The sequence below is a fragment of the Shinella sp. SUS2 genome (assembly GCF_001262505.1).
GTDB lineage: Bacteria > Pseudomonadota > Alphaproteobacteria > Rhizobiales > Rhizobiaceae > Shinella.
Genome location: NZ_KQ410745.1, coordinates 24502 through 46413, shown reverse-complemented (window position 1 = coordinate 46413; position 21912 = coordinate 24502). Strand labels below are relative to the sequence as shown.

At 64.1% G+C, this 21912-nt stretch carries 23 protein-coding genes; 14 read left to right on the top strand and 9 right to left on the bottom strand.

Annotated features, from left to right (window positions below; all coding sequences use genetic code 11):
* Positions 1–124: 124 nt before the first annotated feature.
* From AKG11_RS27875 to AKG11_RS27835, 9 genes are all read left to right on the top strand, one after another.
* A complete protein-coding gene (locus AKG11_RS27875) occupies positions 125–925 on the top strand; it encodes a creatininase family protein (protein WP_050746254.1) in 801 nt (266 codons plus the stop codon).
* Position 926: 1 nt separating this feature from the next.
* Positions 927–1751, top strand: coding sequence for an ABC transporter ATP-binding protein (locus tag AKG11_RS27870; RefSeq protein WP_023512614.1), 825 nt, complete (start codon positions 927–929; stop codon positions 1749–1751).
* Positions 1738–2586, top strand: coding sequence for an ABC transporter permease (locus AKG11_RS27865; RefSeq protein WP_371260158.1), 849 nt, complete (start codon positions 1738–1740; stop codon positions 2584–2586). The genes AKG11_RS27870 and AKG11_RS27865 overlap by 14 nt, the downstream gene beginning before the upstream one ends.
* A gap of 5 nt (positions 2587–2591) precedes the next feature.
* Positions 2592–3806, top strand: coding sequence for an amidohydrolase family protein (locus AKG11_RS27860; RefSeq protein ID WP_050746267.1), 1215 nt, complete (start codon positions 2592–2594; stop codon positions 3804–3806).
* Complete coding sequence (locus tag AKG11_RS27855; RefSeq protein WP_023512617.1) at positions 3803–5170, top strand: FAD-binding oxidoreductase; 1368 nt, start codon at positions 3803–3805, stop codon at positions 5168–5170. The genes AKG11_RS27860 and AKG11_RS27855 overlap by 4 nt, the downstream gene beginning before the upstream one ends.
* Positions 5171–5192: 22 nt before the next feature.
* The gene (locus tag AKG11_RS27850) at positions 5193–6203 is read left to right on the top strand and encodes an ABC transporter substrate-binding protein (RefSeq protein WP_050746253.1); all 1011 of its coding nucleotides are present in this window, start codon (positions 5193–5195) and stop codon (positions 6201–6203) included.
* A gap of 73 nt (positions 6204–6276) precedes the next feature.
* Positions 6277–6900 (top strand): TetR family transcriptional regulator C-terminal domain-containing protein, encoded by a 624-nt coding sequence (locus tag AKG11_RS27845; protein ID WP_050746252.1) that lies wholly within the window; start codon positions 6277–6279, stop codon positions 6898–6900.
* Positions 6901–6903: 3 nt separating this feature from the next.
* Positions 6904–7284, top strand: coding sequence for a RidA family protein (locus AKG11_RS27840; protein WP_050746251.1), 381 nt, complete (start codon positions 6904–6906; stop codon positions 7282–7284).
* A gap of 27 nt (positions 7285–7311) precedes the next feature.
* The gene (locus tag AKG11_RS27835; RefSeq protein WP_023512077.1) at positions 7312–7635 is read left to right on the top strand and encodes a 2Fe-2S iron-sulfur cluster-binding protein; all 324 of its coding nucleotides are present in this window, start codon (positions 7312–7314) and stop codon (positions 7633–7635) included.
* Positions 7636–7720: 85 nt separating this feature from the next.
* Here the strand turns inward: AKG11_RS27835 and fabI are convergent, their stop codons facing one another.
* The 9 genes from fabI to AKG11_RS27790 all read right to left on the bottom strand — a co-directional run bounded on the left by fabI (position 7721) and on the right by AKG11_RS27790 (position 16883).
* Positions 7721–8467: an enoyl-ACP reductase FabI gene (fabI, locus tag AKG11_RS27830; protein ID WP_050746250.1), complete on the bottom strand. Its 747-nt coding sequence runs from the start codon at positions 8465–8467 to the stop codon at positions 7721–7723.
* On the bottom strand, positions 8464–9576 hold the full coding sequence (locus AKG11_RS27825) for an acetate/propionate family kinase (protein ID WP_050746249.1): 1113 nt from the start codon (positions 9574–9576) through the stop codon (positions 8464–8466). Before AKG11_RS27825 ends, fabI begins: the two co-directional genes overlap by 4 nt.
* Complete coding sequence (locus tag AKG11_RS27820; protein ID WP_050746248.1) at positions 9573–10502, bottom strand: bifunctional enoyl-CoA hydratase/phosphate acetyltransferase; 930 nt, start codon at positions 10500–10502, stop codon at positions 9573–9575. The genes AKG11_RS27825 and AKG11_RS27820 overlap by 4 nt, the downstream gene beginning before the upstream one ends.
* A gap of 39 nt (positions 10503–10541) precedes the next feature.
* Positions 10542–11639, bottom strand: a complete 1098-nt coding sequence (locus AKG11_RS27815) for an ABC transporter ATP-binding protein (protein ID WP_050746247.1) — start codon at positions 11637–11639, stop codon at positions 10542–10544.
* Positions 11640–11641: 2 nt separating this feature from the next.
* Positions 11642–12685 carry an NAD(P)-dependent alcohol dehydrogenase gene (locus AKG11_RS27810; RefSeq protein WP_050746246.1) on the bottom strand — a complete coding sequence of 348 codons (1044 nt, stop codon included), beginning with the start codon at positions 12683–12685 and terminating at the stop codon, positions 11642–11644.
* Between the two features lie 17 nt (positions 12686–12702).
* The gene (locus AKG11_RS27805; protein ID WP_050746245.1) at positions 12703–13515 is read right to left on the bottom strand and encodes a carbohydrate ABC transporter permease; all 813 of its coding nucleotides are present in this window, start codon (positions 13513–13515) and stop codon (positions 12703–12705) included.
* Complete coding sequence (locus AKG11_RS27800) at positions 13512–14375, bottom strand: carbohydrate ABC transporter permease (protein ID WP_023512084.1); 864 nt, start codon at positions 14373–14375, stop codon at positions 13512–13514. The genes AKG11_RS27805 and AKG11_RS27800 overlap by 4 nt, the downstream gene beginning before the upstream one ends.
* Positions 14376–14441: 66 nt before the next feature.
* A complete protein-coding gene (locus AKG11_RS27795; protein ID WP_082342712.1) occupies positions 14442–15719 on the bottom strand; it encodes an ABC transporter substrate-binding protein in 1278 nt (425 codons plus the stop codon).
* 201 nt (positions 15720–15920) lie between these two features.
* Positions 15921–16883: an AraC family transcriptional regulator gene (locus tag AKG11_RS27790; protein WP_371260157.1), complete on the bottom strand. Its 963-nt coding sequence runs from the start codon at positions 16881–16883 to the stop codon at positions 15921–15923.
* Between the two features lie 436 nt (positions 16884–17319).
* Between AKG11_RS27790 and AKG11_RS27785 the strand changes: the two genes are divergently transcribed.
* From AKG11_RS27785 to AKG11_RS27765, 5 genes are all read left to right on the top strand, one after another.
* Positions 17320–18012 (top strand): GntR family transcriptional regulator, encoded by a 693-nt coding sequence (locus AKG11_RS27785; protein ID WP_050746243.1) that lies wholly within the window; start codon positions 17320–17322, stop codon positions 18010–18012.
* Positions 18009–18869: an ABC transporter permease gene (locus AKG11_RS27780; protein ID WP_023515415.1), complete on the top strand. Its 861-nt coding sequence runs from the start codon at positions 18009–18011 to the stop codon at positions 18867–18869. The genes AKG11_RS27785 and AKG11_RS27780 overlap by 4 nt, the downstream gene beginning before the upstream one ends.
* Complete coding sequence (locus tag AKG11_RS27775; RefSeq protein ID WP_050746242.1) at positions 18866–19654, top strand: ABC transporter permease; 789 nt, start codon at positions 18866–18868, stop codon at positions 19652–19654. The genes AKG11_RS27780 and AKG11_RS27775 overlap by 4 nt, the downstream gene beginning before the upstream one ends.
* Before the next feature lie 27 nt (positions 19655–19681).
* Complete coding sequence (locus AKG11_RS27770) at positions 19682–20710, top strand: ABC transporter substrate-binding protein (RefSeq protein ID WP_050746241.1); 1029 nt, start codon at positions 19682–19684, stop codon at positions 20708–20710.
* 67 nt (positions 20711–20777) lie between these two features.
* Positions 20778–21902, top strand: coding sequence for an ABC transporter ATP-binding protein (locus AKG11_RS27765; RefSeq protein ID WP_050746240.1), 1125 nt, complete (start codon positions 20778–20780; stop codon positions 21900–21902).
* Positions 21903–21912: the final 10 nt, after the last annotated feature.

Sequence of the window (21912 nt, the reverse complement as noted above, 5' to 3'; positions counted from 1 at the left end):
AAAGAACATACCAAATAGTTTGACCATTTGCTATGAGTTTGTTTATCTAACCTCGGAGGAAGAGGAGGAGCAAGATGGAACTTCTGTCATCAACGGGTATCCGTAACGGCATGGAGGCTTCCCGATGAAGCGCTTCTGGGCCGACTATTCCAGCCGTGATTTCGCAGCGCTCGATCGGGGACGCCTCATCGCCGTCCTGCCCATCGGAGCCATCGAGCAGCACGGACCGCACCTGCCGATGTCCGTCGACAGCTGTACCGTCGACGGGGTAGCGCGCCGCCTCGCAAAAGCCCTGCCGGAGGATAGTCCGGTGCTGTTCCTGCCCACGCAGGCCGTCTGCAAGAGCGACGAGCATATCGACTATCCCGGCACGCTCACCCTTTCGGCCGAAACGCTGATCCGCGTGCTGACCGAAATCGGCGCCAGCGTGGCGCGCTCGGGGGTCCGCAAGTTCATCCTCCTCAACGGCCATGGCGGCAACATTCCGGTCATGGACGTCGTGACCCGCCAGCTGCGCGTTGCCCATGACATGCTGGCCTTCTCGGTCAACTGGTTCGGCTTTGGCATGCCCGAGGGCGTCTATTCCGATGTCGAGCGCACCCACGGCATCCATGCCGGCGACATGGAGACCTCCGTCATGCTGGCACTCGACCCCGGCAATGTAACCATGGCCGCGGCCCGTGACTTCCGCTCGCGCGGCCAGGACCTTTTCGAAAACTTCCGCCACCTCGGCCTCGGCCGGGGCGCAAAACCCGGCTGGAAGACACAGGATTTCAGCACGGCCGGGGCCTGCGGCGAGGCGCATCTCGCCACCGCCGAAAAGGGTGATGCGACCCTCGACCACGCCGTGGCGCGCCTCGTCGAGGCCATGGCAGAGATCGACAGCCTGCCAGCCGACTGGCTGGACAGAAAGCCGGAGTGGTAGCATGAACGCGGCAAGCCCTCTCCCCAAGGCCGCCGGCCTGACCGGCGCGCCCGCCCTCATCGACATGAAGGACGTCTACAAGCGCTTCGCAAACGGTACCGTGGCGCTGCGCGGCATGTCGCTGACGATCCGCAGCGGTGAGTTCGTGTCCTTTCTCGGCCCTTCGGGCTGCGGCAAAAGCACCGCGCTGAAGATGATCTCCGGTCTCCTGTCCCTCTCCTCGGGTTCGATCACGGTCAACGGTCATCCGGCCGGCGAAAGTCCCCACGGCAGCGATATCGGCTATGTCTTCCAGGAAGCGACGCTGATGCCCTGGGCAACGGTCTTCGACAACGTCTTCCTCCCCCTGAAACTGCAGGGGCTCGGCAAGGGCGAGGCGAAAGCCCGCGTGGAAGAGGCCCTTTCCATGGTGGGCCTTGCCAATTTCGCCCGCTCCTATCCGCGCGAACTTTCGGGCGGCATGAAGATGCGCGTTTCCATTGCCCGCGCCATGGTGACGAAGCCGAAGCTGCTCTTGATGGACGAACCCTTCGCAGCGCTGGACGAGATGACCCGATCCAAGCTCAACGACGAGGTGCTGGGCCTCTGGCGCTCGCACGGGCTGACAGTGATCTTCGTCACTCATTCGGTCTTCGAATCCGTCTATCTCTCCAGCCGCGTCGTGGTCATGGCCGCGCGCCCCGGCCGCGTGGTGCACGACATCGCGCTGCCCGGCGCCGAGACGCGCACGAGCGCCTACCGCATGACATCCGAGTACACCGAGAACTGCCGTCTGGTCAGCAACGCGCTCGAAGGGACCATGGACCATGTCGATCTCAACCATTGATCCGGCCGTTGCCGAAAGCGAAATCGCCGATCCGCGCATCCTGCTCGAACGCCGCGAACGGCGCCTGCGCGTCATCATGCCCATCATCTCGATTCTGGTGGTGCTTGGACTGTGGGAATTCCTCGTCTGGTACAACGAGGTTCCGCATTACCTGATCCCCGCGCCGAGCCTGATCGCAAAGACGCTGGTCGAGGACTGGTCGTCCCTGATGCAGAGCGCGGCCTTCACGGTGAAGCTGACGCTGCTGTCACTCAGCCTCGCCATCATCGGCGGCGTGCTGCTCGGCATGCTCTTTGCCTTGTCGCGCACGGTGGAAATGTGCCTCTTTCCCTTCGCCGTCATCCTGCAGGTAACGCCGATCATCGCCATCGCACCGCTGATCCTCATCTATGTCAGCAACACCTTCTTCGCGCTGCTCATCTGCGCCTGGATCGTCGCGTTCTTCCCGATCCTGTCGAACACTGCGATCGGCCTGCGCAGCGCCGACCATAACCTGCGCGACATGTTCCGGCTCTATCAGGCGACGCCCTGGCAGCGCCTGCGCCACCTGCTGATCCCCTCGGCACTCCCCTACTTCATGGCCGCGCTGAAGATCGCCGGCGGCCTGTCGCTGATCGGCGCGGTCGTCGCCGAATTCGTCGCAGGTACGGCGGGGCAGAACACCGGCCTTGCCTCACGCATCCTCGAATCGAGCTTCCGCAACGAGATCCCGCGCATGTTCGCCGCGCTGTTCCTCGTCTCGGTGCTGGGGGTCGGGATCTTCCTCGTCACGTCCTGGCTGTCGAACCTCGTGCTCGGCCACTGGCACGAAAGCGAAATCAAGCGCGAGACGTGAACCTCATGCGGACCATCGAGACCACCAGCCTCGCCGATGCCGGCGCAGCGGGCCTGCGCCTTGCAGGCGCCAGCCTGGCTGGCCGGGAGGGCCATTGGGACATCGCCATCAGCGGCGGCCGCATCACGACCCTCGCCCCCTCGGCAAGCCGCGATGGCGGCCTCATCCTGCCGCTCCTGGCCGACGTTCACACCCATCTCGACAAGACCTTCACCGCCTCCCGGATGCCGGCCCGTGCCACATCGCTCTTCCACGCCATCGAGATGATGCAGGCCGATGCCACACTCTGGGACGACGCCGATCTGCGCCGGCGGGCAGGCCGGGGACTGGATCGCGCCTATCGGCACGGCACGGCGCTGATGCGCAGCCATGTCGACTGGTACGGCGCGACGCCGCCGGCAGCCTGGACCGTGCTGCGCGGGCTTGCCGACGAATGGCAGGGTCGCCTCCATCTGGAGCTTGCCTCGTTGACGCCGCTCGATCTCTTCGCCGATATCGGCGAAGCCATCGCCGGTGAGGTCAAGGCGACGGGTGGGGTGCTCGGGGCATTCATCTATCGCAACAATGACCTCGAGGCCCGGCTCGCGCACGTCTTCGACCTTGCGGAAAAGTACGATCTTCTGCTCGACTTCCATGTCGATGAGGGGTTGGACATCGAGGCGCGCGGCATCGATGCCATCGTGGCGGAAACCGAAAGGCGTGGCCTTTCCGGCCGGGTGTTGTGCGGTCATGGCTGCGCGCTCTCGGTGCGTGATCCCTCGGAGGTGGCGGACATTCTCGCCCGAGCGGGCGCAGCGGGTGTCGGACTGACGGTACTGCCAGGCTGCAACGCCTACCTGCAGGACGCCAGGGCCGGCCGCACGCCGCGCCTGCGCGGCCTTGCGCCCCTGCATGAGGCGCGGGACGCAGGCCTTGCCGTGATGATCGGCTCCGACAACGTGCGCGACGCCTTCTTCCCCTTCGGCGACTATGACCTCTTCGACGCCTTTCGCAGCGCGACCCTGCTCGGCCACCTCCAGCCGGAGGACTGGCTGGACGCGGTGAGCGAGACACCGGCCCGTTGGATGGGCCGGAGCCTTGCGCTTGTCGAGGGCGGCCCCGCCGATTTCATCCGGCTCGACGCCGAGGATCTGACCGATGCCCTGAGCCGTCCCCGCGCCGACCGACAGGTCTGGCGGGGCGGCCGCATCCTGACCGACCACGAAGGAGAACAGACATGACCGGACACCGCGACTGGGCGTCGATCAAGACGGCGCTGAATGGGATCCGCCTGCATGACGACGAGAACTACATCGCCGCGCGTTCGCGCGACTACTTCTGGTATAGCCCCATCCTCAACGAGCAGCTGAAGGACAAGCTGGGCGAGCTGGTGGTCGTACCCCAGACCCTTGAGGAGGTCGTGCATGTCGCCTCCGTCGTCGCCCGCCACAAGGTTCCGCTTACACTGCGCGGCGGCGGCACCGGCAATTACGGCCAGTGCGTGCCGCTGGACGGCGGTATCGTCATGGACCTCACCCGCCTCGACAGAGTGATCGAGATCACGGACGGCCATGTGCGCGTGGAGGCGGGCGCCCGCATCTCGCGGCTCGATGACGCTGCGCACGAGACCGGGCAGGAACTGATGATGTATCCTTCGACCCGCCAGATGGCGACCATCGGCGGCTTCGTCGCCGGCGGCTCTGGCGGCATCGGCTCGCTGCGCCATGGCATGCTGCGCGACCCCGGCAACCTCACCTATGCCAAGGTCGTCACCGTCGAACCGGAACCGCAGGTCATCGAGCTCCACGGCGAAGACGTGCAGAAGGTGCAGCACGCCTATGGCACCAACGGAATCGTGGTGGAGCTCGGCGTCGGCCTCACCCGCGCAACGGACTGGATCCATACCGCCGCGCTCTTCAACGGCTACGACGCCGCGCTACGTTTCGCGTCGCTGGCGCAGCAGAAGGGGCTCGACTGCTACCTGCTGACCACCGTCGAGCGTCGCTTTGCGCCCTTCTACAACAAGCTCGGCGATCTCTTTCCCGCAGACCGGGACGCCGTCTTCGCCATGGTCGCGCCGCAGGAGATGGCCCGCTTCACCGCCGAGGCGGAGGCCCTTGGCGGGCGCATCTCGTTTGCCATGAGCAAGCCGGAGATCCGCGCCGCCGGCCTGCAACCGGCCTATGAATGCGGCTGGAACCACACCACGCTGCAGGCCCTCAAGGCGGACAAGAGCTGGACCTATCTGCAGGTCGCCTATCCGCGGCCCTTCGATCCCGACCTCGTGCTCCGCCAGATGGCCCGCTACGGCGAGGAGATCTACTGGCACCACGAAATGGCGCGTATGGACGGCGAGGTGCAGATCTTCGCCCTGCCGTTGGTGCGCTATCGCGGCGAAGAGGCCATGTACCGCCTGATCGCCGAACTGGAGGAGACGGACGGCTGCACGATCTTCGACCCTCATGTGGTGACCATCGAGGACGGCGGCATGAAGCAGATCGACCAGACGCAGATCGAGTTCAAGAAGCGCGCCGATCCATACGGCCTGATGAACCCCGGCAAGACCCGGGGCTGGACCGATGGCATGGCCCGCACCGACGCCTGAAACAACCAAAGGGGAAACGCGCATGAAACACATGACAAGTCTTTTCGCCGCCGTGGGCATGCTGCTCGCCGCCGGCTCCTCCTGGGCCGCCGACAAGGTCGTCTTCGGTACCAACTGGCTGGCCCAAGGCGGCCATGGCGGCTTCTACCAGGCCGTGGTGGACGGCACCTATGCCAAATACGGCCTCGACGTCGAGATCAAGATGGGTGGCCCGCAGGTCAACACCCGCCCGATGCTGCCGGCCGGCCGGCTCGACTTTCTGATGGGCGGCAACCTGCTGCTCGCTTTCGACAATGTGCGCAACGGCATTCCCACCACGGTCGTGGCAGCGATCTTCCAGAAGGATCCGCAGGCCTTCATGGCGCACAAGGGCGAATATGCCGATTTTGCGGCGCTCACCAAGGCACCGTCCGTGCTCGTTTCCAAGGACGGCCAGTTCAGCTTCTGGCAGTGGATGGTCACCCGCCTCGGTTTCCAGGATGAACAGCTGCGCCCCTACGGCTTCAACCTCGCGCAGTTCCTGAGCGACAAGAAGATGGTGCAGCAGGCCTATGGCACCGCCGAGCCGCTCTATGCCGCAAAGGAGGGCGCCGAGGTCGACGTGTTCCTGCTCGCCGATCAGGGCTGGAGCACCTACGGCTCGATCATCGAGACGCGCAACGAACTGGTCGAGAACAACCCCGACCTCGTGCAGCGTTTCCTCGACGCTTCCATTGAGGGCTGGAACAACTACCTCTACGGCGATCGCAAGGCGGCCTATGCAGCGATCATCGCCGCCAATCCGGAAATGACGGTCGAAAAGCTCGACGCCGAGATGGCGCAATTCGACAAGCTTCAGATCATCGATTCCGGCGAAGCGGTGGAAAAGGGCATCGGCGCGATGAGCCCCGAGCGCATCAAGGCCTTCCATGACCTTGCCGTCGAAAGCAAGATCATCGAGGCTGGCGCCGTCGATCTCTCGAAGGTCGCCGATACGCGCTTCGTCAACAAGGGCAAGGGGCTCGACATCAAGGCCAAGCTGACGGGCAAGTAAACAAAACCACGGACCGGCACCCACCCCGTGCCGGTCCGATCCCGACGCATCGCCAGGAAGGCCAGGACCGCCCATGAGCACCCTTCAGAAAAAGCGGCAGGAAATCCACGCCGCCATCCGCAACGCGGCCATCCAGGAGTTCGCGCGCAACGGCCTGTCAGGCACCTCCACCCAGGCGATCGCGCAGACAGCGGGCATCACCAAGGCCCAGCTACACTACTACATCTCCTCCAAGGAGGAGCTCTACCAGCAGGTCCTCAGCGACATCGTCGGAGCCTACAAGGACATCTTCTTCCTCTCCGCCTCGCGCGACGATCCGGCGCTAGCGATCACCCAGTATATAGAGCGCAAGGTACGCCATACGCTGGAATTCCCCGACCTCTCACGCTTCTTCGCCAATGAGATTGCCCGTGGCGCACCCGAGATGACGCCCCACTGGGCGGCGCTCAAGGCCGCGGTCGAGGAGGCGAACGCCGTGATCCAGCAATGGATCGACAGTGGCAAGATAACACCCGTCGATCCCCTGCTCTTCCAGATGAACATCTGGGCCGTGACCCAACACTATGCCGAATACGAGGCGCAGGCGCGCGTGTTGATGGACCGGCCGGAAAGCGAGGCACTCGATGCGGACCGCATCATCGCCGAAGCGACCGCACTTTTCCTGCGCCGCTGCGGACTTGCCGGCAAGGAGGCGTGACCCATGAAGACACTGCAACCCGCCAGCCTGCCCGCACCTTTCGGCCGCTATTCCCACGGTGTCGCCTCGGGAAGAATCGTCGTCACCTCCGGCCAGCTCGCCCTTGCCGGCGACGGCACGATCCCCGAAGGGGTCACGGCCCAGGCGGAACTGTGCTTCGCCAATATCCGCGCCATCCTTGCCGAGGCCGGCGCGGACTTTTCCCATGTCCTGCGCTTCAACGCCTTCGTGACGGAACGCGTGCACATGGCCGACTATATGGCGGTGCGCGACCGCCTCGTCGCCGATCTCCCGGTCAAGCCTGCCTCCACGCTCATGATCGTTTCCGGCTTCACCCGACCGGAATTCCTGGTCGAGGTCGAGGCAACGGCGCTTCTGCCCTGAAGAGTTCCAAACGAAAGGAAAGCGACCATGGTCCAGATCACCTTTGTGGAACATGACGGGAGCCTCCATGTCGTGGAAGCCGCCGCCGGGTTGACGCTAATGGAGGCGGCCCGTGACGATGATGTGCGCGGCATCCTTGCCGAGTGCGGCGGGGCCTGTTCCTGTTCCACCTGCCACGTCTATGTCGCGCCCGAATGGGTGGACCGTCTGCCGGCCATCTCGGCGCTGGAACAGGACATGCTGGACTTCGCCCACGACCCGGACCCCGCCCGCTCGCGCCTGTCCTGCCAGATCAAGCTGACGGACACGCTCGACGGACTGCGCGTCGATCTTCCGGAGCGCCAAGGATAGACCATCTCCTGCCCGCCGGATATCGAACTGCGCCTCGATCCCGCTATGACGCGGGCTGGGCGATAGATGGCGTCGCCGCCGGGTTTCAAGCCCGAACATTGTAGCCGGCATCGACATAGATCGTCTGTCCGGTGATGAACCGCGCCTTGTCCGACAGCAGAAACGACGCAGCCTCCCCGACCTGTTCAAGGGTGACCAGCTGTTTGAGCGGCGTCTCTTCCGCAGCCTTTGCCAACAGGTCGTCGAAATGCGAAAGGCCCGACGCGGCACGGGTCTTGACCGGCCCTGTGGAGAGCGCATTCACGCGGATCGCCTTGTCGCCCAGATCCACCGCCAGATAGCGCACCGTGGATTCGAGGGCTGCCTTAACCGGCCCCATGATGCCATAGCCGGGGACGACCTTCTCGGATCCATAAAAACTCATGGTGAGGATCGCGCCACCATCGGACATCAGTGGCTCCGCGCGTTTGGCAAGCCGAACGAGCGAATGGCAGGAAACATCCATGGCAGTCGAAAACCCGTCCGGCGAGCTGTCGACGACCCGTCCGTGCAGATCCGCCTTGGGTGCGAAGGCAATCGAATGCAGCAGGAAGTCGAGCCGGCCCCAGTGGGCCGCGATGGCCTTGAAGACATCGTCCATCTGTTCCGGCCGGCACACGTCGAGCGGCAGGACGATCGGCGCCCCGAGCTCCCTGGCAAGCGGCTCCACATGCGGCCTTGCCTTGTCATTTTGATAGGTGACAGCGATTTCAGCACCGAGCGCCTTGAGCGCCACGGCGCAGCCCCAGGCCAATGACTGGTCGTTCGCCAGACCGACGATCAGCCCTTTCATCGCCGTGCCTCCAGCAGTGCGCGTGCATGGATCGCCATCATCATTTCCTCGTTGGCCGGGACTACAAGGGTCTGGAACGGCGGCAGAAACGCAAGCCTTGCAACGATCGCCTCCCGGATCGGGCTCGCGTTCTCGCCGATGCCCCCCGTGAAGACGAAGGCGTCGAGTCCGCCCATCGAAACCGCCATCATCGCGGCATATTGCGAGACCTTGAGCGTGAAATAATCGAGTGCAAATCGGGCAGCCGGCTCGCCGCACTCCAGCAACGTCTTCACGTCGTTGCTGATCCCCGACAGGCCCTTCAGGCCGGAATGCTCGTAGAGAGCGGCTTCCACCTGTTCCACCGTCATGCCCAACGCACGCAGCATATAGGTCACCGCACCGCCATCGATCGCTCCGCTTCGCGTTCCCATGGGAATGCCGTCGAGCGCGGTCATGCCCATGGTCGTGTCGACGCTGACGCCGTTATCGAGAGCACAGAGGCTGGCACCGTTGCCGAGATGGGCGACAACCACCTTGCCCCGGGCGATATCGGGATGGTCCTGCTCCAGAGCCCGGGCAATCCACTCATAGGAAATGCCATGGAAGCCGTAGCGGCGCATGCCCCTGTCGCGCAGCGGCTTCTCGATTGCGAAAGTCTGGAAGAGCGGATCGTGCCCCGCGTGGAACGCCGTGTCGAAACAGGCAATGTCGGGCGCATGCCCCGCCAGCCGATCCGACGCCTCGATGCCCGCGAGATTGTAAGGCTGGTGCAGCGGCGCCAGCGGATTGAGCGCCTTGAGCGCCCTGACGATTTCCGGCGTCACGATGACGGGCTCGACGAACTGTGCACCGCCATGGACGATGCGATGCACCGCTGCCACCATGCGCCAACCGTCATCGAAGCGATCGATAAGGTCCAGAACGGCCGACAGGGCCGTGTCATGGTCGTTGCCATCAAGCGGGCTGTCGATCGTCCGTCCTGCATCCGCAACGGTTGCCGATAGGCGGGCGCTCGTGCCGATCCCCGTCACCTTCCCGTTGGCAAGTACCTCGAACCCCTCGTAGCCCAGCACCTGGAACTTGAGACTGGACGATCCTGTATTGAGGACAAGGAGGACGTCCTTCACTTGATCTGCCCCTTGTCGCGCGCCTCGGCCAGAAGCACCGCGAGCGCGCAGGACAACAGCCGCGTCCGCTCGTTGTCCGCCCGGCTCGTCAGAATAACGGGCACGCGCGCGCCGAGCACGATGCCGGCGGCCTCGGCCCCTCCAAGGAAGGTCAGCTGCTTGGCCAGCATGTTGCCGGCCTCGATATCGGGAACGACAAGGATATCCGCCTCGCCGGCAACCATGGAGACGATGCCCTTTTCCCGGGCGGCCTCCGCACTGATCGCGTTGTCGAAGGCCAGCGGGCCGTCGATGAGGCAACCTGTGATCTGGCCACGATCGGCCATCTTGCAAAGCGCTGCGGCATCAAGCGTCGCCTGCATCTTCGGATTGACCGTCTCCACGGCGGCAAGGACAGCCACCTTGGGAAGGTTTCCGTCACCGAAGACCACCCGCCAGAGATCGGCGGCATTCTGCACGATGTCGGCCTTGACCGGCAGGTCCGGGAGGATGTTCACCGCTGCATCGGTAATGATGAAGGGCTTGGGATAACTCGCAATGCTCATGAGATAGGCGTGGCTGATCCTGCGCTCCGTCCTCAGCCCGGCATCTGACCGCACGACGGCTCCGAGCAGTTCGTCGGTGTGGAGCGAGCCCTTCATGATCGCATCGACCTGATGCCCCGCCGCCAGCTCCGCAGCCGTCGCGGCAGCGGCGTGGCTGTGTTCCACGTCCACCAGTTCCCAGCCAGAAATATCGACCGAAGCAACCGTGGCCGCCTCCTCGATCTTTGCCTTGGGTCCGATCAGGATCGGTACGATGAGCTTTTCCCGCACCGCCTCGTCGATGGCTTCCATCACATTCGGCTTGACCGGGTGGACAACGGCCGCCCTGGTCGGCGGCAACGTCCTGCAAAGCGCCAGGATCGCATCGGTCGCCTCGGCCATGCAGGAACTCCTCTGTCCAGGGTGAATCACCCGCTGACCTTACGATCCCGTCCGCAACATCGAAAGACCCGTCATGCGATCGAAGAGGTGGAGGTTCGCTTCGTCGGCCGAGAAGGCGACGGGGGCGCCGGTTACGGGCCGGCTGCTCGCAGGAACGAGAGCGCCGATCTCCCTGCCGCCCACACGGAAGGAAACCAGGGCACTGTCACCGTGAAACTCGACGAGGTCGGCAATGCCGGCAAGGGTGTTCTCCCGCGTGTCTTCGCCAGCTGCGGGCGACAGCGACGACGGCCGCACGCCGAGGGTAAGGGCCTGTCCCTCCTTCAGGTCGAACCGGCTGCGATCGACCCTGAAACGCAGCCCGTCGCCCTCCAGCAGCCAGCTTTCACCAGCGGAGCGCGCTGTTACGTCGAGGAAATTCATGTTCGGCGTGCCGATGAAGCCGGCGACGAAGAGCGTGCGGGGACGCTCGTAGATTTCAGCAGGCGTGCCAACCTGTTCGATCGCTCCGCCTTTCATGAGCACGATACGATCGGCCAGGGTCATCGCCTCGAGCTGGTCATGTGTAACATAGATCGTCGTGGTCTTGAGCGTCTGGTGCAGCCGCGCGATCTCGACGCGCATGTGGTTGCGCAGCTTGGCATCGAGGTTGGAGAGCGGCTCGTCGAAGAGGAAGACGCGCGGCGTCTTGATCATGGCGCGGGCAATCGCCACGCGCTGCTGCTGGCCGCCGGAAAGCTCCGTCGGCTTGCGGGCAAGGTAGGGCTCCAGGCCGAGCGTGCCGGCGACCGTCTTGATGCGGCTGTCGATCTCGGTCTTGTCGACCTTCATGCGCCTCAGGCCGAAGGCGATGTTGTCGTAGATCGTCATGTGCGGATAGAGCGCGTAGTTCTGGAAGACCATCGCAACGCCGCGGTCGCGCGGTTCTAGGTCGTTAACGGTGCGGCCGGCGATGCAGACCTCTCCGCCGGAGATTTCCTCCAGCCCGGCGATCATGCGCAGGAGCGTCGATTTCCCGCAGCCGGAGGGGCCGAGGAAGACCACGAATTCGTGGTCCGCGATCTCCAGGTTGAAGTCCCTGATGACATTGACCGCGCCATAGGCCTTGTCGACGCGGGTGCAGACGATGTTTGCCATGCTCAGTTCTCCTCCTGCACGCGGATTTGCAGTTTCACGTCGGTCGGCCGCGCTTCGGCCGCCCGCTCAAAGGCGGCGACGCTTTCGCCAAAGGCATAGGTGCCCGTTATCAGCGGCTTCAGATCGACCTTGCCGGACGCGATGAGTTCAAGGGCGCGGTCGAAGACATTGGCGTAGCGGAAGACCGTTTCCACGCGCACCTCCTTGGAAATGGCGCCCGGGACGTCGAAGCGCACCGCATCGACCGGCAGGCCGACCAGCACGACGGCACCGCCCGGCCGCACGAGATCGAAGAGGCCCTCGAAGGCCTTCGCGCTGCCGCTGGCCTCGAAGACGACGTCGGCGCCCCATCCCCCGGTTGCGGCAGCGACGGCGGCTGCGAAGGGGGTCTTGCCGACATTCACCGGCTCGATGCCCGGATAGGCGGCCGCGATCGCCAGCTTCTCGGCGGAAAAATCCGAGATGAAGACCCGGCTGCACCCGCCGGCCAGCGCCGCCAGCGCCACCATGATGCCGATGGGACCGGCGCCGATGACCGCCGCGACGTCTCCCGGCACGATGCGGGCGCGGGTGGCCGCCTGCATGCCGATGGCGAACGGCTCGACCATCGCGCCTTCCGCGAAGGAAACATTGTCCGGCAGGCGGTAGGTGAAGGCGGCAGGGTGAACGGCATAGGGAGCAAGAACCCCATGCACCGGCGGCGTCGCCCAGAAGCGTACGGCGGGATCGACATTGTAGAGGCCGAGCTTCGCGGCGCGGGAGGAAAGGTCGGGAATGCCGGGCTCCATGCAGACCCGGTCGCCGACCGAGAGGGAGCGGACGTTTTCCCCGACCGCGACGACGGTGCCCGCGGCCTCATGGCCGAGCACCATGGGCGCCTGCACCACATAGGCGCCGATCGCGCCATGGGTATAGTAGTGCACGTCGCTGCCGCAGACGCCGACCGTATGGACGGCGATCTTGACATCCTCCGGCCCGACGGAAAGCGGGAGATCGATGTCGCGAAGGGCAAGCACGCCCTTCTCTTCGAGAACCAAGGCTTGCATGGAAGATTGTCCTGTCATCAATTGCTCTTGCGCCGGAACGCATTGTTGAGGAGGCCGCTGAGGATCCCGACAAGCAGGAGCGGCGGAATGGAGAGCAGCACCACCGAGGCGTTGAGGATGCCCCAGGGCACGTCGCGGCCGAGCTGGGTGAGTTCCGAGGCGACGATCGGCAACGTCTTGGCATCCGAGGTCGTCAGCATCAGCGCGATCAGGAACTCGTTCCAGACCAGCACGAAGGCAAAGGCGACCGCGCCTATGAGCGAGCGCGAGGCGATCGGCAAGGCGACGCGCAGGAAGACCGCATAGGGGCCGTAGCCATCGACCCGCGCCGCCTCCTCGACCTCTTTCGGCACGCGGGCGAAGGCCGGCACGCCGAGCCAGATGACGGTCGCGAGCGTCAACAGCGTATAGGTGACGATCAGCGAGAGCCGCGTGTCGTAGAGGCCGAGATCGAGCCAGATCACCATGAGCGGTATCGCCACGGCGACCGGCGGCAGGAAACGTAGCGACAACACGAAGAACTGGATGTCGGCCGACCAGCGGTTCGGATAGCGCGCGATGGCATAGGCCGCCGGCAGGCCGAGCAGCGCGCCGATCAGCACCGATCCGCCGGCAGCGAGCAGCGAATTGAGAAGGCCCGCCGCGACGCTTTCCCGACCCAGCACATAGGCGAAGTTGTCGAGTGTCGGCGTGAAGAGGAAGAGCGGCGTGGGCGTGACGATATCGACGCGGTTCTTGAAGGCGTTGATCGCCGTCCAGACCATGGGGAAGACGGCGGAAAAGGCCGCAAGATAGAGAACGGAGCGGCCGAGGAAACGGGAGACGTTCATGGCTTCACCCTCTTCCAGATCACCGTGAAGATGACGGTCGTCGCCAGCATCATCAGCACCGCCATGCTGGAGGCATAGGAGATGCGGCCAGATTCGATGAAACCCTGCGAGAAGGCATACATGTCGAGCGTTTCCGTCGCGATGCCGGGTCCCCCGCGGGTCATGACATAGATGAGGTCGAAGGCGCGCAGGGACTCGATCATCTTGATGAAGGTGAGCGAGATGAGTGGCGCCTTCAACATGGGCAGGGCGACATAGGCATAGATCTCCCAGCGCCGCGCATGGTCGAGGCGCGCGGCCTCGAAGGGCTGCGGCGGCAGGGTTTCGAGCAGTTTCAGCACGATGACCGAAAAGAACAGGCCCCATTGCCAGACATCGACCAGCGCGACCGTCATCAGCGCCGTGGCGGGGCTCGACAGCACGTCGAGCGGCTGGCCGGTGATCATCTTGTAGGGATAGGTGATGATGCCGTAGAGCGGGTGGAAGGCGAATTTCCAGACGAAGGCGGCCGAGACGCGCGGCAGGATGACCGGCACCAGGAAGACCAGCGTCAGCACCGCCCTCTGGCGCATCGAGGCAAATTCAAAGAGCAGGATGCCGAGCACGATCGCGACGAGAAGGGTCAGCGTGACCGTTATCACCTCCCATGTCAGCGACACGCCCACCGCATTGACGAAGCGGCGGTCGGAGAAGAGATCGATATAGTTGGCAAGGCCGACGAAGCTGCCGTCGGGACGGCTGAGCTCGCGGTTGCGGAAGGAAATGTAGATGGCATAGGCGGTCGGCACGAAGGCGAGCACCGCCAGGATGACGAGCGGCGGCGCCAGGAAGACGGCGGGCAGGCTGGTTCTTGATTTCATGGGGGTTTCCTCGGGATCGCGCGGCCGCCATCTCGGGAGGCGAAAGCGGCCGCGCGGCTCAAAGGTTTACTGGCTGCGGGCGACGAGGTCCTTGGCGAAACCTTCGAGTTCGGCAAGGCCTTCCTTGATGTCGGAACGCGAACCGGTGATCAGTTCCTCCAGGATGATACCCCAGCGGTCGCCGAGATCCGGCCAGAGCGCGCTCTGCCAGAAGTTGACAGCCGTGACCTTGCCGGTATCGGCAAGGGCCTGGCCGAGGTCCGGACCGTAGAGCTTGGCGAAGGCATCGCTCGCCATGATGCTGGTGCGGTTGAGTTCGCCGAACTGGTTGGCCTCCAGGCGCCGCTTCTCGTTCTCCTTCGATGTCGCCCAGGCGATGAAGAGGCCGGCGCAGGCCTTGGAGGCATCGTCCGGGTTGGCCTTGGTGCCGATGGCGAGGCCGTGGCCGTAGCCGCCGCCCGTCAAGGGAGTCGGGGGCGGCAGGTAGCCGACCTTGCCGACGACCTGCGAGGTCTTCGGATCGATCGCGAGGCCGGCGAGCGGCGTGGATTCGATCAGGATGGCGACCTGGCCCGAAAGGAAGGCGCCGGTCGATTCATCCCAGCTGCCGGTCTGCGTGCCGGGCGCGGAATATTTGAAGAGGTCGAGATAGGTCTGCGTCGCCTTGACGGCCGCCTCGCTGTTGAAGGCGGGCGTGTTGCCGTCGAACCATTCCCCACCGAAACCCTTGAAATAGGGCATCCAGCGCCAGACATTGGCACCCGATCCGCGCTGGCCGCGCAGCGCAATGCCATAGACGCCCTTGTCCGGCTGGTGCAGTTTCTGGACAGCGTCCTTCAGTTCATCGAGCGTTGTCGGCGGCTTGATACCCGCTGCCTCCAGGAGGTCCTTGCGGTAGACCATCAGGTCGCCGCCGCCCGTAACGGGCGCGAACCAGACCTTGCCGTCATAGGTCGCGACCTTCTGGCGGCCGGGGTCGAAATCCGTATAGTCGTATTCTTCGGGATAATAGTCGGTGAGCGGCACGACCCAGCCGGAGGAAGCGAAAAGCGCAACGTTCGCCTCATCGACATAATACACGTTGTATTTGCCAATGGTGGAGGCATCCGCCTTGGTCTTGGCGCGCCGGTCATTCTCGTTGAGATAGTCGATCTCGAAGGATGCGCCGCCGGAGAGCTTGGTAAACTCGTCCCTGTAGCCTTCCAGAAGCGTCAGGCCGTCGCGCGGCTGGGCAAGAATGCGGATCGTGCCGGAGCACTCCGCAGCCAGCGCGATCGACGATACCGAGCCGGCAAGAAGGCATGCATAGGCGATGCTCGAAGCGAGCGTCTTCACGGATGTCATGGATGAACCTCCCCTAAGGATTCTATGGTCGGCGCGGCTCGACCTCCTCGGGCCGGCGCCAATCTGTCAGCGAACAGTTTCGCTGGTGCTGATATTAGCGAAGAGAACCGGGGGAACTAGCGTGCCTGATGCAGAAATTCTGTACTTTAATGCGAAATGGCATGCTGCAGTGCAGAAATAACACCGTGTTTTCGCAAGGTTTCATCGGCTTGCTGCGGGATCATCCCGAAGCGAGCGACGATGGGGCGCCAGCCGGCGGTAGGCCGACGGCGTCATGCGGTGCTGTCGCAGAAAGGTGCGGTTGAAATTGGAAATGTTCATGTAACCGACCTCAAAGCAGATGTCGGTAATCGGCATGTCGCCTTCCGCCAGAAGCTTGCAGGCCTGCCAGATGCGCAGCTTGTTGACGTGATCGGTGAAGGTGTTGCCGGTGTTCTTCTTGAAGAAGCGGGAAAAGGCGCTTTCGCTCATGCCGGCAAGGTCCGCGACATCCGCAAGCCGGATATCGGTTGCGAAGTTGCGGTAGATGAAGACGAGGGCGCGCTGGAGGACATCGAGCGTCTCGGCATCGAGCTTCGGCGAATATTCCGGGGAAGACAGAATGTCATAGTCGCTGGATGTGCCGAGCAGGTCGAGCAGCTGAAGGAAGAGGGCAAAGCGGGCGACGCCCTTTTCCGCCCCCATGCGCTCGACCAGGTCGGCGCCCTTGGCCAGCGTTTCACCGTGAAAGACGAGGCCGCGCTGGGCGCGGGAGAAGAAATCCTCGAGTTGGGCAAATTCCGGGATCAGCCGTGTCGCCTCGCGGATCCGGTCGGGATGGAACTGGAGCACGACGTCCCGCCCCTCGATCACCTCACCCGGCGCCGTCATCGTCACCCAGTCATGCGGCAGGTCGCTACCGATGACGGTGAGATAGGTCGCCGAAAAAGCGCCGATATAGTCACCAACAAAGGCAATGCCCGTGCCCTTGCGGATCAGATGGATCTCGAATTCCGGGTGGAAATTCCAGACGTTGCGCTCCCAGGGATAGTCATCGAGCCGCCAGAGAAAGCTTTCGTCGATGCCGGTGATGATGTGCTCGAAGGTCGGTGTGCTTGAGGAAAACGGACCGGGTCTTGGGTCTGCAGCGCTCTGGGCTTCACGCATCCTGGTGAGAGTGGCCACATTCTTCTCCGGCAGGGTTTCACTCGATGGAAGGTGCAGGCGAGCGATCACCGGTGCGGTTTGGAGCCACGCCTTCCGCTCCCATTGTGGCGTGGAACAGACGCCGGGACAATCCGCACCCACCGCAGCTACCCGTTCACGCAGCCGATGAAGCCGCGGCCGGGGGGATAAAACACGTCTCTCTAGCCGGACGGAATGTTGCTGGCACCATTGGTAAGCGCTGGTGTTTGCGCAAGCGACGACTTCGCCTCCACTGCTTTCCAGGGGCCCCGCTCCCGGCCAAAGTCGTCGGTTGCCCATCCAAACCCTTCCCTCTCAGGTGCTTCGTGCATGGCCCGATTTTCCGGCCTGTCACTTTCATCGGATTTTATCGAGAGCCGTTGACAGGAAATATTTCGACGATATCTTGAAAATATATTTTATGGAGTGACAAGCCTTGCAGCCCTTCTCCACCAAGAAAATGCGCCTCAGCGACGTCGCCTATCACGGGCTGCGCACCGCCATCATCAAGGCCGAGCTGCTGCCGGGATCACCGATCGACGAGAAGGAATGCATGGAGCGCCTGTCGGTCGGTCGCACGCCGCTGCGCGAGGCGCTGCAGCGACTGGCGCAGGAGGACCTGCTGCTCGCGGTGCCGCAGCGCGGCTATTTCGTTTCCTCCACCTCGGCGACGGATTTCTTCCAGCTCCAGGAATTTCGCCTCCAGGCCGAAGTCTGGGCCGCCCGCCTTGCCGCGACGCGCATCAGCGACGCCCAGCTCGATCGCCTCGCCGCGCTGATCGAGGAAGCGCGGGCCGGTGTCGAAGCAAAGCGCATGGAGATCGAATGGCATCTCGGCATCGATGAGGAGATGCACAAGCTGATCGCCGAAGCCTCCGGCAACACTTCCCTGATGCAGGCGCTGAACCGCCTCTACGCGCTCTCGGTGCGCAGCCTCTATGTCTCGCGGATGCCGGTGGCGCTGCTCTTCGAAGACCTGAAGGACATGGTGGTCATCCACGAAGCACTCACGAGCCGCGACCCGGACCAGGCCGAGACCGCGATGCGTGCGCATCTTTCCGTCAGCGCGACGAACCTCATCCGCCCGGTCGAGCCCGCCCGCCAGGCCCGCGTGGAGATCCGCAAGTGACCGCCGCGCGCCGCGGCAACCTCGTGACGCTGGCGCTTCTCGCCCCGTCCCTCCTCAGCGCCATCCTTCTCCTCGTCATCCCGATCCTGATCGTCATCGCCTTCTCCTTCGCCGAGCAGGACACTTATGGCGGTGCAAAATTCGGCTTCACGCTGGCGAGTTACCGCGAGCTTTTCCAGGCCATCTATGTGCCGATCTTCGTCAACTCGCTTCAGCTTGCCGCCGTCTCCACCTTCGTCTGCCTGCTGGTCGGCTATCCCATCGCCTATTTCATCGCGCTACGCGCCGGCCGCTACGCCGGCATCCTGCTCGCGCTGCTGCTCATCCCGTTCTGGATCGATTTCATCGTGCGCATGTCGGCCTGGATGGTGCTGCTCGGCCGGAGCGGCACGATCAACAGCGCGCTTCTCGGCCTCGGTTTGGTCGAACAGCCGATCCGCATGATCGGCACCTATCCCGCCGTGCTCGTCGGCATGCTCTACGCCTTCCTGCCGACGACGGTGCTGCCGATCCACGCCGCGCTGAACGGCCTCGACAAGCGCCTGCTCGAAGCCGCCGACGATCTCGGCGCGACGCCGCTGCAATCCTTCTGGCGCGTCACCTTCCCGCTGTCTCTGCCGGGCGTCATGGCAGCGATCCTCTTCGTCTTCGTGCCGGCCATGGGCGTCTATGCCATCCCGGTCCTGCTCGGCGGCGGCAAGAGCATCATTCTCGGCAACCTCATCGTCCAGCTCTTCCTCGATTTCCGCAACATCCCGCTGGGGGCCGCCGTCTCCGTCGTGCTGCTCGCCATCTCCTCGGTCATCATCGTCTGCTACATGCGCGTGCTGCGCTCGGTCGAGGAGGCACGGGCATGAAGAAGGTTCTTTCGCTCTACGTCCCGGCCGCAACGCTCGTCGGCTATATCTTCCTCTTTGCGCCGCTCGTCGTCCTCGTCGTCTACGCCTTCAATGCCGGCCGCTCGACGGTGATCTGGGAAGGTTTTTCGCTCGCCTGGTTCGCCGAAGCGCTGGGCGACCGCGGCCTACGTGCCGGCTTGCAGGTCAGCGTCATCGTCGCCGTCGCCTCGGCCGCGCTTGCCACCGCCATCGGCGCGAGCGCCGCGCTCGCCGTCGTCAAGCGGCCTTTCGCCGGCAAGAACCTCTTCTCGACGCTCGTCATCGCCCCGCTCGTGCTGCCGGAGATCGTGCTCGCCGTCGGCCTCCTCGTCGCAACCGTCTGGACCGGCGTTCCGCTTGGCTACGGCACGTTGATTGCCGGCCATGTGCTGGTATCGATCCCCTTCAGCTTCCTCATCGTGCGCGCCGCCGCCTCGGGTCTCGATCCGCGTCTCGACGAGGCCGCCGCCGATCTCGGCGCCAACGGCCGGCAAGCCTTCCTGCGGGTGACGCTGCCTTTGCTCGCTCCGGCCATCCTCTCGGCCTTCCTGCTCTGCGCGGTCATCTCCTTCGACAATTTCGTCGTCTCGACCTTCGTCTCCGGCGTCGGCTCCACGCCGCTGCCGATCCAGATCTACGCCGCGCTGAAAACCGGCCTTACGCCCAAGATCAACGCGCTCGGCGCCATGCTGATCGCCGTCAACGTCATCGTCATCCTGGTCGTCATGGGACGCTATCTCAAGACGGTCCGCAAACCATCATAACCACCAACCAAAATGGGGAATGCGATAATGAAAAACTGGAGAACCCTTCTTGCCTCGGTCAGCCTGATCGCCTTCGCGTCGGGCGCCTCGGCCACCGAACTCAACATCTATGCCTGGTCCGGCGAAGTGCCGCAGGAGATCGTCGACGATTTTGCGAAGGAGACCGGCATCACCGTCACCTTCGACACCTACGATTCCAACGAAACGATGATGGCGAAGCTTTCGGCCGGCGCCAGCGGCTACGACCTCATCGAGCCGAGCCAGTACACCGTGCAGGTGCTCGCCAAGCAGGGCTTGCTCAAGGAACTCGACCACGCGAAAATCCCGAACCTCGGCAATCTCGGCGCGCCGTTCAAGGACGTCTCCTACGATCCCGGCCAGAAATGGTCCGTACCGTATATCTGGGGCACGACGGGCTTTGCCTATAACGAGGACTGCGTGAAGACGCCGCCGACGAGCTGGAAGGCGCTGTGGGATCCGCAGTATGAAGGCCGCATCTACATGCTCGACAACATGCTGGCCGCCTATATCGCCGGCCTCCAGGTCAACGGCTTCAAGGCCGGCACCACCACGCCCGCGGAAATCGAAAAGGCGACCCAGTCGCTCATCGAGCAGAAGAAGGTGCTCGGCGGTTACAACAGCACGAATTTCGGCGATCTCGTCGCCTCGGGCGAAGCCTGCATCGTGCAGGGCTGGAACGGTTCCATCGCCCAGGTGATGGCGACCAACCCGAAGGTCAAATATGTCGTGCCGGATGAAGGCGGCTCGATGTGGATCGACGGTTTCGCCATTCCGTCCTCGGCAAAAAATGTCGAGGAAGCCTACAAGTTCATCGACTACATCATGCGCCCGGATGTGGCCGCCAAGGCGGCGAACCTTTCGAAGTCCGCAACGGTGATCGACAAGGCCAAGGAACTGCTGCCGAAGGAAGTCGTGGAGAACGCCGCCATCTATCCCGCGGAAGACAAGCTGATGAAGGCCGACTTCATCCTCGACGTGGGTGACGCGACGAAACTCTACCAGGACGGCTGGACCAAGGTGAAGACCGCCCAGTAAAGCGCTTGCGGCGGCCGGCTCGAAACCTCCGGCCGCCCCTCCCCTTCCATCACGAGTTCTGAACGATATGCCGCCTGACACCACGACAGGGACGGCCGGCGAAAGCCGTGCCGCCATCGAACTGATCGATATCCGAAAAGCCTTCGGCACGGCCGGCGGCGAGACGACCTACGCCGTCGACCGGATGAACCTTTCCATCCGGGCGGGCGAGTTCTTCACCTTCCTCGGCCCCTCCGGCTGCGGCAAGACGACGACGCTGCGCATGATCGCCGGCTTCGAGGAGCCGACCTCCGGCCGCCTGCTGCTCGACGGCAAGGACGTCACCGGCATTCCCGCCCACCAGCGCAACGTCAACACCGTGTTCCAGAGCTACGCGCTCTTCCCGCATCTCACCGTCGGCGAGAATGTCGGCTTCGGCCTTTCGGTGAAGGGTGTCGGCAAGGACGAGATCCGCCAGCGCGTCAAGGCGGCGCTCGAAAGCGTGCACATGGCGCACGCCGTCGACCGCAAACCGTCCGCCCTGTCCGGCGGCCAGCAGCAGCGCGTGGCGCTCGCCCGCGCGCTGATCAACCGCCCCTCCGTGCTGCTGCTCGACGAACCCTTCGGCGCACTCGATCTCAAGCTTCGACGCGAGATGCAGATGGAGGTGAAGGACATGCAGCGCAAGCTCGGCATCACCTTCATCTTCGTCACGCACGACCAGGAAGAGGCTCTGACCATGTCGGACCGCATCGCGGTCATGAACAACGGCACCGTCCAGCAGGTCGGCGGCCCCTCGGACATCTACGAGCGCCCCGCCAACCGCTTCACCGCCGGCTTCATCGGCGACATGAACCTGATCGACGCGCGCGTTCTCGGCCGCAACGGCGAGGACCTCATCGTCGAAGCCGCTGGCGGCCGCTTCGAAATGCCTTGCACCCTGCCCCTCAACGCCGGGGATGCCTGCGCCCTCGCGATCCGCCCGGAAGCCCTGCACTTCGTCGCGGGCGAGGCCGGCGGGGCGATCCGCTTTTCCGGCACGGTCAGCGAAGCCGTCTACATCGGCACCGACACCGTCTACGGCCTGGCGCTCCCCGACGGCACGCGCCTCCACGCCCGGGTCCGAAACGGCGACGGCCCGCCGCCTCCCCGAACCGGAGAGCCGGGCACGCTTGCCTGCGCCCCCTCCGCCATCAGACTTCTCACGCAATAGGACGCATTTC